Consider the following 11,568-nt stretch of genomic DNA (forward strand, 5'->3'; position numbering starts at 1 on the left):
CTGCAACAGGTCCAGGCTCCTGAGCCGACGCCAGCACGAAACGCCGCCACGTCATATCATGACCGCCTGACCATCGCCAGGAGTGTTCATGTACCGTCTGCACTGCTTCGCCCAATCCGGCAACGCCTTCAAGGTGGCGTTCATGCTGCGAGCCCTCGAGCTGCCGTTCGAGGCCGTCCACGTGGCCTTTCTCGACGGCGCCACGGCCGATCCGGCCTGGCGTGACGCGCACAACGAAATGGGCGAGGCGCCCGTCCTGGAGGATGGCGAACTGCGGCTGACGCAGTCCGGTGCCATCCTCACCTACCTGGCCAAAAAACATGGCCACTTCGGCGGCGTGACGGAGGCCGAGCAGCTGGAAGTGCTGCGCTGGCTGCTGTTCGACAACCACAAATTCACCAGCTACTACGCGACCTACCGCTTCATGAAAGCGCTGGGCAAGCACCGGCCCGATCCCGTCATCCTGAAGTTCCTGCTGAGCCGCATCGAAGGCGCCTTCAATATCGTCGACAAGCACCTGGCCAGCAGCGCCTACATCGTCGGCGACAGCCCGACCATCGCGGACTTCTCGCTGAGCGGCTACCATTTCTTCCCGCAGGAAGAGAGCGGCATCGACGTGGCCGGGCGCTGGCCGCACATCGGCGCCTGGCTCGAACGCCTCAAGGCCCTGCCGGGCTGGGCCTCGCCCTACGATGTGATGCCGGGCGAACGCCTGCCGCCGCGCTGGCCGGACGCCTGACCAGCGCTTCCTCGGCGCCTGCTCTGCGCCGCGCAGCGGCGTTTCGCTCCACCCGGCAGCGGTTTCGTCGCATGTCTCCCCCGGTTGGCACCGCCCGCCCGATGATGCGTCATCGCGATGGGCGATGCACGAGAGGAGAGCAGCGATGAATCTGTTTGTGAATCTGCTGGCGGGCGCACTGCTGGCGGGCGCCGGGATGGCCCAGGCGGCCGACATGACCGTCGGCATTGAAGGATTGAAGAACGCCAACGGGCAAGTGCTGGTGGCCGTGTTCGACCGCGCCGCCGATTTTCTCAAGCAGCCGGTGCGCGTGGCAGCGGTTACTGCCCAGCAGGGCAAAGTGCGGGTTTCCATTGCCGGGCTGCCGGCGGGCGACTATGCCCTCAGCGTGTTCCAGGACGAAAACGGCAACGGCAAGCTCGACAAGAACGTGATCGGCATGCCCGTCGAGCCCTACGGTTTCAGCAACGACGCCGCCGGCAGTTTCGGCCCGCCCAGCTTCCTGGACGCGGTGGTGCACCTGGCCGACACCGGTGGCTCGGCCACCATCACGCTGCGCTGACGGAGGCCGAGCATGGACAGGCGGAACTTCCTGCAAGGCGTCGCCGCGGGCGCCACGCTGACGGCGTTGCCCATTCTGGCACGCGCGGACGAGACCAAAGATGCCTACCGGGCGCACCTGCCGGGCACGCCGCGGCTGGCGCCGCTGGCCGGTTGTGCGAGCGAGCGGCTGGGCGGCGTGGCGGCGCTCGAAGGGCGCTGGCCCGCCGAGCTGCGCGGCACCTTTTATCGCAACGGCCCGGCCCGCTTCGAGCTGGGCGGCGAGCGCTATCGCCACTGGTTCGATGGCGACGGCATGGCGCACGCCTGGCACATCGATGGCGGGACCGTGCGCCACGAAGCGCGCTTCGTGCGTACGCAAAAATATGAGCAGGAAACGGCCGCCGGCCGGTTTCTCTACCCGGCCTTCGATACCCGCATCGCCCGCCGTCCCGTGGGCAACAACGACAGCGTCAACCCGGCCAACACGAACCTGGTGCCGCACGGCGGCAAGCTGTACGCGCTGTGGGAAGGGGGCTCGGCAACGGAACTGGACCCGGACGGCCTGGCCACGCGCGGCATCAAGCGCTGGCGCGACGACCTGGCTGCCATGCCGTTTTCCGCCCACCCGAAGATCACGCCGGACGGCACGCTGTGGAACTTCGGCATCGTGCACGGCGCGAACAAGCTGCTGCTGTGGCGCATCGACGCCGATGGCAGCCTGGGCAAATTCGGCATGCTCGACGTGCCCCAGCTGCCGATCGTGCACGACTTCGTCGTCACGGCCCGCTATATGGTGTTCCTGGTGCCGCCGTGGGATGTGCGCATGACGCGCGACAGCACGATCCTGGGCGCGCACACGTGGAATGGTGCGCGGCCGTTGCGCGTGGTCGTGGTCGACCGGACCGATTTCACGCTGCGCCGCATCGTCGAGATGCCGGCTGGCATGACGCTACACCTGGGCAATGGCTGGGACGAGGGCGACGTCATCCGCCTGGACGCCTGCCTGGCGGCCGACGACAGCGCCTTGCGCGCCCTGGGCAACGTGATGCGGGGCGAGCAAACCCAGGCGGCGGTAATGCGCTCGGTGCTGGTCACGATCGACCTGGCCCGGGGCGTAGCACGCAGCGAATCGCTGCTCGACGGGACGGAGTTTCCCCGCGTCGCCCCCGCCGACGTGGGCCAGCGCTACCGCGAGCTGTTCGTGACGACGCGTCCCGACACGGCGCAATTCGGCATGACCGGCATCGCCCGCATCGAGGTCGAGAGCGGCAAGGTCGACCGCTTCGACTATGGCGCGGACTGGATCGTGGAAGAGCACGTGCCCGTGCCCAAGGCGTCGGGCCGGGGCGTGTGGCTGGTCGGCGCCGCCTACGACGTGCGCCAGCGCCAGACCGTGCTGGCCGTGTTCGACGGCGCCCGGCTGGCGCACGGTCCGGTGGCGCGCGCCCGGCTGGCGTATGCGGCACCGCTGTGCTTTCATGGGAATTTTCTTCGTACCTGACGCGGCGCCAGCGTTCTTACAGCGGCGAGGCGTGTGCGCTGACATCCTGGCCGGCGCCGCGCGCCTACCATGATGGCGAGCGTGAGTGCAGGGAGCGCACACGCGTGTCCAGCCAAGGAGACCATCATGACGCAGCAATCGAACAACGGACGAACGATCCTGACAGGCGGCCTGCGCAACGATCCGCAAACCCAGGCCGACCCGCAGGCCCCCAATCGCGATCGCTACGGCGACCAGGAGACCGGCGCCACCTCGGGCGAGGTGGGCGACGGCCGCAGCGAACAGCAAGTCGCGCGCAGCGGCAGCCAGGCCACGCAGCACAGCAAGGGAGGCAGCCTGCAGCAGGACAGCGAGCGGGCGGTGCGCGGCGATAACCCGCGCAGCGATGCGCGCGACGGCGTCAAGCGCGCCGGCCGCGGCTGACGCGAGAAATCAGCCGTGCCCCGTCACGGCTGCGCCGGCTCCGTACTGTCCTCCGGCGACCAGATGTACTTGATCATCTGCCAGGCCGCGGTCGGCACGCCATCGACCTTTCCGGGCTTGAACGTGCATCGCGCAAAGCCGGCGCGCGTGGCCTCGTCCAGGTCGGCATGACCGCTGGATTGGACGATCCTCGTCTTCTGCACGGTGCCATCCGCGCCGATCAGGATCGCCAGCATGACCGCGCCGGACCGGTGCTCGGCTTGTGCCGCGGCAGGCTTGACCGGCATCGCACAGGTGCGGGGATCGAACCTGTCGTTGGCCGATGGCACCTCCGTTGCGAACGCACGCAGCGCCATTGTGGCCAGTGCCAACACCAGTGCCGTCCGCAGCTTGCCACGTGGGCTTCTTGTCCAGTGCATACTTTCCTTTCCGATCGACATAATGGCCGTCGTCCATGTGCGCCGGCTGCCATGATCATCGCAGAAGATCGCTCCTGCCGTAAGCTCTGCCGGCGGGCAGGGATGCCCGCCGCCGGCATCTTCACTTGATCGCGAACCGCACGCTGACCGGCTGCTGCTTCGGCAGCGCGACGCGGGCCACGACCTTGTTGCCCGCTTCGAGCTTGACGTCGTCCTTGGCCACCAGCGTGTTGGCGGCGCCCGGGATCAGTGCGATCTCCGACTTGCGCGTGCCCTTCAGCACTGTCAGCGTGCCGCTGGCGCCGGCCGTCGGCACGTCGTGGTCATGGTCGGCCACGTAGATCGTCGTCTTGCCGTCCTTGTTGACCAGCTCGAACGACAGCTCGCCCGCGCTGCGGACGATACCGCCATGCTTGGCGGCCGTCTCGTGCGCGCCTGCGGGTGCGCCGGCGGCGATTGCCAGGCCCAGGGCCATCATTGCTGCGAAGTTCTTCATTGCTTGCTCCATCCAGTCGAAGTGATGCGGCGGCTTTTGGGCGCCGCCGCCCGGCCCATGATCAATAACTTTCCGCGTCGCTGCGCGCCAGCACGGCCTGTAGCGGCTTGCGCCCCACCAGCCAGACAATCAGCGGCGTCAGCAGCGAATCCAGCAAGGTCGAGCTGACCAGGCCGCCGAAAATGACGACCGCCACCGGGTGCAGCAGTTCCTTGCCTGGCGCATCAGCCGCCAGCAGCAGCGGCAGCAGCGCGAACGCGGCCACCAGCGCCGTCATCAGCACGGGCGTCAGCCGCTCCAGCGAGCCGCGCACGATCATCGGCCAGCCGAACGACTCGCCCTCGAACTTGCACAGGTTGATGTAGTGGCTGATCTTCAGGATGCCGTTGCGCGTGGCGATACCGGCCAGCGTGATGAAACCGACCATCGAGGCGACCGACAGCGACACGCCGGCCAGCCACATCGCGACCACGCTGCCAACCAGCGCGAACGGGATGTTGGCCATGATGACGACGGCCAGCACGGCCGAGCGGTAGCGCGTGTACAGCACCAGGAAGACCAACACCAGGGATGCGAGCGACAGCCCGGCGATCAGCCGCTGCGCCTGCTCCTGCGCCTGGAACTGGCCTTCGATGCTGACGAAGTAGCCGCCCGGCAGCCGCGTGGCCGCCACCGCGCCGCGCACGTCGCCGATGATGCGCGACATGCTCGAGCCGTCGGTATTGGCGTACACGACGATGCGGCGCCGGCCGTTCTCGCGGCCGATCTGGTTCGGACCGTCGCCTTCCTCGACGGTGGCCAGCGACGCCAGCGGCAGCCGGCCCGCCGGCGTGTCCAGCATCAGCCGTTCCAGATCCTGCGGCGTGCGCCGCGCATCCGCCAGGCGCACCACCAGGTCATAGCGGCGCGCGCCGTCGATCACCTGCGTCACCTTGGTCCCCTCGGACATGGCTTCGAGCGCTGCCAGCACCTGGCCGGCCGACAAGCCGGCCTGCGCGGCCTTGCGGTAATCCACGCGCACCTTGACCTGCGGGATCAGCACCTGCCGTTCGACGGACAGGTCGACCAGTCCCGGCACCGTTGCCAGACGCGTGCGCAACGTGTCGGCCAGGCCGCGCAGGGTGTCGAGATCGTCGCCATAGATTTTCAGGGCGACCTGCGCCCGCACCCCCGACAGCAGGTGATCGAGCCGGTGCGAAATCGGCTGGCCGATGGCGATCGAGGCCGGAATGACGGACAACTGCGCGCGGATCGCCGCCATGACTTCCTCGCGCGTGCGCTCGGACGGTTTCAAGTCGACGTCGATCTCGGACGAGTGCACGCCCTCGGCATGCTCGTCCAGCTCGGCGCGCCCCGTGCGGCGGCCTACCTTGACCACTTCCGGTACCTGCTTGACCAGGGTTTCGGCCAGGGCGCCCATCCGGTTCGCTTCGGCCAGCGCGGTGCCCGGCGCGAACGTCATGCCCATCACCAGCGAGCCTTCGTTGAACGGCGGCAGGAACGCGCGTGGGAAGAACGGCACCGAGGCGGCCGCGGCCACCACCGCCACCACGGCGATGGCCAGCGCGGCGCGGGCCCGCGGCAGCGACCAGTGCAACAGGCGCTCGTCATGCCGCTTGAGCCAGCGCACCAGCGGACTGTCACCATGCCGCAAGCGCTTCATGCGTGGCAGCAGGTACAGCGACAGCACGGGCGTGACCGTCATCGACACCAGCATCGACGCCAGGATCGACGTGATGTAGGCAATGCCCAGCGGCGCGAACAGCCGGCCCTCGATGCCGGGCAGCGCGAACAGCGGCACGAACACCAGCACCACGATCACCGTCGCGTAGACGATGCCGGAACGCACCTCGACCGACGCTTGCCAGATCGTCTCCAGCACGGACGTGCCCTCGGGCCGTTGCCGCAGCCGCCTGAGGATGTTTTCGACATCGACGACGGCATCGTCGACCAGCTCGCCGATCGCGATCGCCAGCCCGCCCAGGGTCATCACGTTGATCGACTGCCCCAGCAGGTGAAACGCCAGCGCCGTGACGGCCAGCGACAGGGGGATCGCCACCAGCGAAATGACCGTGCTGCGCGCACTCAGCAGGAACGCGAACAGCACGACGGCGACGAGGATGGCGCCATCGCGCAATGCCTCGACCACGTTGCCGATCGACGATTCGATGAAGTCGGCCTGCCGGAACAACACGACGGGGGCCGCCAGGCCGGCGGGCAGGCCCTGGCGCAGCTCGGACAATGCCGTCTCGATCTGGCGCGTCAGCTGCATGGTGTCGCCGCTGGGCTGCTTCTGCACGCTGACGATGACGGCCGGGCGCCCGTTCATGCCCGCGTCGCCGCGCTTGAAGGCGGCCGCGTAGCGCACCTGCGCCACCTGTTCCAGCAGCACGGGAACGCTGTTGCGGAACGCCACCGGCAGGCCGCGCGCATCCTCCAGCCGGGTGGTGCGGCCCAGGTTGCGGATCAGGTACTCGCGGCTGTTCAGGTCGATGAAGCCGCCGCTGCTGTTGGCGGCAAAGCCCCGCAGCGCGGTCGTCAGCTGGTCCAGCGTGATGCCGACTTGCGCCATGCGCACCGGGTCCGGTTCGACGCGCAACTGCCGCACCTCGCCGCCGATCGGGATCGCCTGCGACACGCCGGGAATCGACAACAGGCGCGGGCGCAGCACGAAGTCGGCATACTCGCGCGCCTTCATCGGGTCCGTTTTCGCCAGGTCGATCGGCAGCGCGATCAACATCAGCTCCCCCATGATCGACGAGACCGGCCCCATGACCGGATTGACGCCGGTCGGCAACTGCTCGCGCGCCAGCGCCAGCCGCTCGGCCACCAGCTGGCGGTTGCGGTACACGTCGGTGCCCCAGTCGAATTCCGCATAGACGATCGACAGGCCGACGCCGGACACCGACCGTACCCGCGTCACCCCGGGCATGCCGTTCAGGCCCGTCTCCAGCGGGAACGACACGAGTTGCTCGACTTCTTCGGGCGCCATGCCGCCTGCCTCCGTCAGCACCGTGACGACCGGCTTGTTCAGGTCGGGAAAGACGTCGATCGGCGTACGCTGCGCCATCAGCGCGCCATACACCATCAGCAGCGCGGCGGCGGCCAGCACCAGCAGGCGGTTGTTCAGGCTGAATCGTACGATTGAGTTGAACATGGCGTTACCGGATCTGGTTGATCAGCGCCGCGCCGGACACCACCACCCGGTTTTCCGGCGACAGGCCGCGCGTGACCACGATCGTGTGCGCGTCCAGCGGCCGCGCTTCGACCGGCTGGGCGATGAAACGCATGGCGCCGGACTTGATCCACACCACCGTCTCGTTGGCCGGATTGCGCACCAGCGCCTCGGCCGGCAGGGCGATGCCCTGGACGGTCGTCTTCAGGCGGGCCAGCACGGACACCGGCTGGCCCACCGCCAGCGGCAGTGTTGCGCCGCTGGCGCGGAACGTGACGGGCAGGGCGCCGTCGCGCAGGCTGCGCCCGGCGCCGACCAAGGTCAGTTTGGCCTCCGGCGCCGCCGGCAGGCTGGCCGTGGCGATGCGGCTGGCCAGCGCCACGTCGGGCGTGCTGGCCTCGACCAGCGCGCGGGCCGGATCGACAACGTCGAACAGCACGTCGCGCGCCTCGACGATCTGGCCGGCCAGCACCTGCGCGCTGGCGATCACGCCATCGGCTGGCGCCAGGATCGCTTCAGTCCCTTGCACCGAGCGGCGCACGGCCTGCAGCCGGCCGACGATGCTGGCCAGCTCGGCACGCGCGGCCTCGATGTCCTTCGCGGGCACGGTGCCCTCCAGCAGCTGCAGGCGTTTGACGCGGCCCTCGGCCGCCACGCGCATGGCGCGCAGGTCGGCCAGGGTGGCTTCCTGGTTGCCACGTTCGATGGCGCTGGCGACCGGTGTCAGCCGGGCCAGCACTTGTCCCTTGCGCACGGCCTGGCCGGGCGTGGGCAAGCCCTGCGGGCCCGGCGCGATGCGGCCGGCAAACGGTGCCTGCACGCGGCCCCCCGCGTTCGGGTCGATGACGACGCGGCCGTTCAGTTCGACCGTTTGCGGGTGGTGACCCTGCACGGCCTTGACGGTGCGGATGACCATACGGCGCTGGGCCAGCTTGGGCACGTTGACGCTGCCGTCCGGCAGGCGGGACAGGCCGCTGGCGGGGGACGTTGCCTGGCCGTCCAGGTGCTCGCCGTTCGGGCCGTGCGCGCCGGGCGAGGCGTGAACGGCCTGCATGACGAGGAGGCCGAGGACGATCATTCGAGTGCGCGCGCTCATGCCCGCGCCTCCCGCTTCGCTGGGCGACGTGCGCGCAGCACCATTGCGGCCGGGATGCCGACGATCGGCAGCGCGGCAAGCCACCACCAGCGCTGGTCATGGCCGTGCTCGTGCGCGGCGATGGCGGGGACGTCGAGCGTGCCTTCCAGCAGGTCGCTGTCGCCGCCAGCGGTGAACGTGAACAGCAGGGCGTGCTTGCCCGGCTTGGACAGCGCCTGCAGGAGTTGTGCGTCGTCGATCGCATAGTCGCCAACGTCGGCATGGAAAGTGGCGCGCGCTTTCAGCTTGCCGTACTCGACTTCCAGCGTGCCGCCCAGCACGGGCTCATTGGTGTCGTAACGGTCGATCAACACGGACAATTCGCCGCCGGACAGGTGACCGACCAGCTCGAACAGTTCGCTGAAGGTTTCGATGCGCGGCACAGTGCCGACGTCGGTCGTCGCGGCAGGACCGTCGAGATGTTCGCCGTTGGGACCGTGGGCGCCGGGCGCGGCGTGCGCGGGCAACACGGTCGCCAGCGCCAGCAGCAGGGAGAGCAAGGTTGTCATGGCACGACTCCTGAGGCTTGGTTCAATTGGGAATGGGCGCGGGCCACGGCGATGCGTTGCTGGCGCACGGCCACCTCGGCTTCATGGCCCAGTGCGCGCGAGCGCAGCAGGTCGGTCAGCGGTTTTTCGCCCAGGCGGAAGGCCTGCTCGAACAAGGCGGTGTGCTCGCGCATCAGCGCGGCGCGGGCGCTGGCCGCTTCCAGGGCGGCGCGGGCATGGTCCAGCTGCTCGCGGGCCACGGCAAGCGCCGTGTCCACGCTCGCCTGCGCCAGCGCCAGCTCGGCCGAGGCGGTCGCCAGCTGGGTACCGGCCCATGCCTCGGCCGGGCGGTTGCGCAGCGTGCCGGACAGCGGGATCTGCAGCGCGATACCGACGCTGCGCTCGGCGCCGGGCATCACGCCGTCGCGCTCGCGCCGCAGCGACAAGGCGACGGTCGGCGCAGCCTGCCGGCTGGCCGACGCCAGCTCGACCGCGGCCCGCGCCCGCGCCTCCGCCGCCTGTGCCGCCCGCAGCTGGGCATGGTCCGCGTCGCCGCGTTCGGCCGGCAGGGGTTCCGGCTGCAGGTCAGGCAGGGCGGCGGCGCCGGTCAGCTGGCGAAACCGGCCCAGCGTCTCGGCGGCACGGCCGCGCGCCAGCGCCAGGTCGGCACTGGCGGCCAGCACCTCCTGCCGCGCCAACAAGGCGTCGCTGCGCGCCAGGTCGCCGGCCTTGACGCGGCGGTCGACGTCGGCGGCCAGCTCTTCCAGGTGGTGCAGGTGGTCGGTCTGTTCCGCCAGCACGGCGCGCGCGCCGGCCGCCTCCCACAAGCGGGACCGCACCTCGCCAGCAACGGCAAGACGGGCCTGTGCCAGTTGTGCATCGAGCTCTTCGCCGGCACGCGCGGCGAACTGGCGCCGCGCGCCGTGCTGGGCGGGCAGCACGACCGGCGCGCTCAGCGACAGCTCGGTTTCACGGCGGTTGCGCTGCTCGGTCCAGCGGTCGGAACGTTCAGAGACGCCGAGGCTGGGCGCCTCCGCCAGCCAGGACGCGGCAACGTCACGCGCCGCGGCGGTTTCATGCTGCCGGGCGAGCAGCGTCTGCGCCAGCGGCGAGCGCTGCCAGGCGGCATCGACCAGCGCGTGCAGTGTCGGGGTCGGCGCGCTTTGCGCGCTCGACAGGATCGGCAGCATGCAGGCAGCAGCCGCCATATAAACGGGGAAGCGTAGGATACGCATCGATACTCCAACGGTGAGTTAACTCATCGCCGAGGGATGCGCACGGGCGCGGCCAGGCCGCGCGGATCGGTGTGCGGGGTCGCCCTCGGCAGCTCAGCCGAGGGACGACGCGGGAGGCCGGTGTGGACAGTCCAGCAAGGGGTCCGGCGTCAGGGCCAGCCCGTCCGGATGGACAATGGAAACCAGTTGTGCCGGCGTGCACGCTTGCAGCGGCACGGCAAAGGCGGCGGGCTGCCCGGCGCAGGTGTGGTCCTGCACGTGCTGGGCCGATTCGTCGGAGTCGTCGTAGTGGATCGAACCATCGTCCTCGTGGTGATGCTGGACGTGTTCGTCATGCGCGATCTCGTGCGCCAGCGTGGTCTCGCCGGCCAGCACGTGCTCCCACTGCGCCGCGAAGCTTTGCAGCGGCAGGCACAGCATCAGCAGGATACAGAGGAGGTGGCGCACGGAGATGAAGAACTTGCTGGAATTGACCGATTATAGCAGCGTCGTTTTCGGTGCTACGCAGCCACCGTAGTGCGCGAACAGAACGTCGAGCATGCTGGTCGCGGACGACACGTTGGTGCGGCTAGCGCTGGCCTGACCATGTAAGCTGTTTCAGGCCACGTACCTTGCGAGCGATACTCGACAAGGCGAGACTGGACATCGCAGGAAGGGCCGCGTTGTACCCGCCTATGCTGCATAACAATATGTACGCGCTCGCACGACCGAAGGAAGGTGTGGCGTCCGGTAGACGCATGATGCAACGCGACTCTTGCAATCTTGTAGATCAACGAAAGGCCATACGTGAGAATTTCAGACACATTGCGTACCTGGGCACGCAAGATCAAGCACGACGGCGTTACCCTGTGGTTCGCCTGCAAGGACCCCGGAACTCCCCTGGCTGTCAAGGCGCTTTGCGCGCTGGTCGTGGCCTATGCCCTCAGTCCCATCGACCTCATTCCGGACTTTATTCCTGTGCTGGGCTACCTGGACGACGTGATCCTGCTCCCAGGCATGATCTGGCTGGCGGTCAGACTCATCCCAACAGAAGTCATTGCTCGATGCCGGATCGAGACCGACAAATGGATGGCCACGAACGGCCGGAAACCGCGGACGCCATGGGGGATCGTGTTCGTTGTGACCGTGTGGATCATTGGGGCCTGGGCGTTGTGGGTCTATGTCCTGGCATCGCACTTCTAGCAGCGGTACTGCCGGCCGCTGAGTAGGCTTCTGCCGTGGTCAAATGAAAGGGTCTGCGAGGAATATGTCATTGAATCGCCCCGGCTTTCGTGGAGGCCGGTTCATGTGAGTCAGGCTGGGATAGCCTGACTGCTCAACTGCGCATAAGAGTTTGCCTCAACTTCGGCTGGCGCTATATAGCCGAGCGGTTCGATGTGATGGTTAAACCAGGACACCCCATCAACCGTCAGAT

Annotated in this window: 12 protein-coding genes; 5 read left to right on the plus strand and 7 right to left on the minus strand. The window is 68.5% G+C overall.

Annotated features, from left to right (window positions below):
* Window positions 1-88 precede the first annotated feature (88 nt).
* The 4 genes from E7V67_027130 (at window position 89) to E7V67_027145 (ending at window position 3,206) form a co-directional block, all read left to right on the plus strand.
* Window positions 89-739 carry a glutathione S-transferase gene (locus tag E7V67_027130; protein WUR13314.1) on the plus strand — a complete coding sequence of 217 codons (651 nt, stop codon included), beginning with the start codon at window positions 89-91 and terminating at the stop codon, window positions 737-739.
* 145 nt (window positions 740-884) lie between these two features.
* Entirely contained in the window at window positions 885-1,301 is a 417-nt protein-coding gene (locus E7V67_027135; GenBank protein ID WUR13315.1) for a DUF2141 domain-containing protein, read from the plus strand.
* 12 nt (window positions 1,302-1,313) lie between these two features.
* Complete coding sequence (locus E7V67_027140; protein ID WUR13316.1) at window positions 1,314-2,783, plus strand: carotenoid oxygenase family protein; 1,470 nt, start codon at window positions 1,314-1,316, stop codon at window positions 2,781-2,783.
* A 126-nt stretch (window positions 2,784-2,909) separates the two neighbouring features.
* Complete coding sequence (locus E7V67_027145; protein ID WUR13317.1) at window positions 2,910-3,206, plus strand: hypothetical protein; 297 nt, start codon at window positions 2,910-2,912, stop codon at window positions 3,204-3,206.
* A 23-nt stretch (window positions 3,207-3,229) separates the two neighbouring features.
* Here E7V67_027145 and E7V67_027150 read toward each other — a convergent pair whose 3' ends face one another.
* From E7V67_027150 to E7V67_027180, 7 genes are all read right to left on the minus strand, one after another.
* Complete coding sequence (locus tag E7V67_027150; protein ID WUR13318.1) at window positions 3,230-3,625, minus strand: energy transducer TonB; 396 nt, start codon at window positions 3,623-3,625, stop codon at window positions 3,230-3,232.
* A gap of 121 nt (window positions 3,626-3,746) precedes the next feature.
* Window positions 3,747-4,121, minus strand: coding sequence for a hypothetical protein (locus tag E7V67_027155; GenBank protein WUR13319.1), 375 nt, complete (start codon window positions 4,119-4,121; stop codon window positions 3,747-3,749).
* A gap of 61 nt (window positions 4,122-4,182) precedes the next feature.
* A complete protein-coding gene (locus E7V67_027160) occupies window positions 4,183-7,278 on the minus strand; it encodes an efflux RND transporter permease subunit (GenBank protein WUR13320.1) in 3,096 nt (1,031 codons plus the stop codon).
* A gap of 4 nt (window positions 7,279-7,282) precedes the next feature.
* Complete coding sequence (locus E7V67_027165) at window positions 7,283-8,392, minus strand: HlyD family efflux transporter periplasmic adaptor subunit (protein WUR13321.1); 1,110 nt, start codon at window positions 8,390-8,392, stop codon at window positions 7,283-7,285.
* Window positions 8,389-8,940, minus strand: coding sequence for a hypothetical protein (locus E7V67_027170; GenBank protein ID WUR13322.1), 552 nt, complete (start codon window positions 8,938-8,940; stop codon window positions 8,389-8,391). Before E7V67_027170 ends, E7V67_027165 begins: the two co-directional genes overlap by 4 nt.
* Entirely contained in the window at window positions 8,937-10,154 is a 1,218-nt protein-coding gene (locus E7V67_027175) for a TolC family protein (GenBank protein ID WUR13323.1), read from the minus strand. Before E7V67_027175 ends, E7V67_027170 begins: the two co-directional genes overlap by 4 nt.
* Window positions 10,155-10,247: 93 nt before the next feature.
* Window positions 10,248-10,601, minus strand: coding sequence for a hypothetical protein (locus E7V67_027180; GenBank protein ID WUR13324.1), 354 nt, complete (start codon window positions 10,599-10,601; stop codon window positions 10,248-10,250).
* A gap of 339 nt (window positions 10,602-10,940) precedes the next feature.
* On the opposite strand from E7V67_027180, the gene E7V67_027185 reads away from it, so the two are divergent.
* Window positions 10,941-11,336, plus strand: a complete 396-nt coding sequence (locus E7V67_027185) for a YkvA family protein (GenBank protein WUR13325.1) — start codon at window positions 10,941-10,943, stop codon at window positions 11,334-11,336.
* Window positions 11,337-11,568 lie beyond the last annotated feature (232 nt).

The sequence above is a fragment of the [Empedobacter] haloabium genome (assembly GCA_008011715.2).
In the GTDB taxonomy this organism is placed as follows: domain Bacteria; phylum Pseudomonadota; class Gammaproteobacteria; order Burkholderiales; family Burkholderiaceae_D; genus Rugamonas; species Rugamonas haloabia.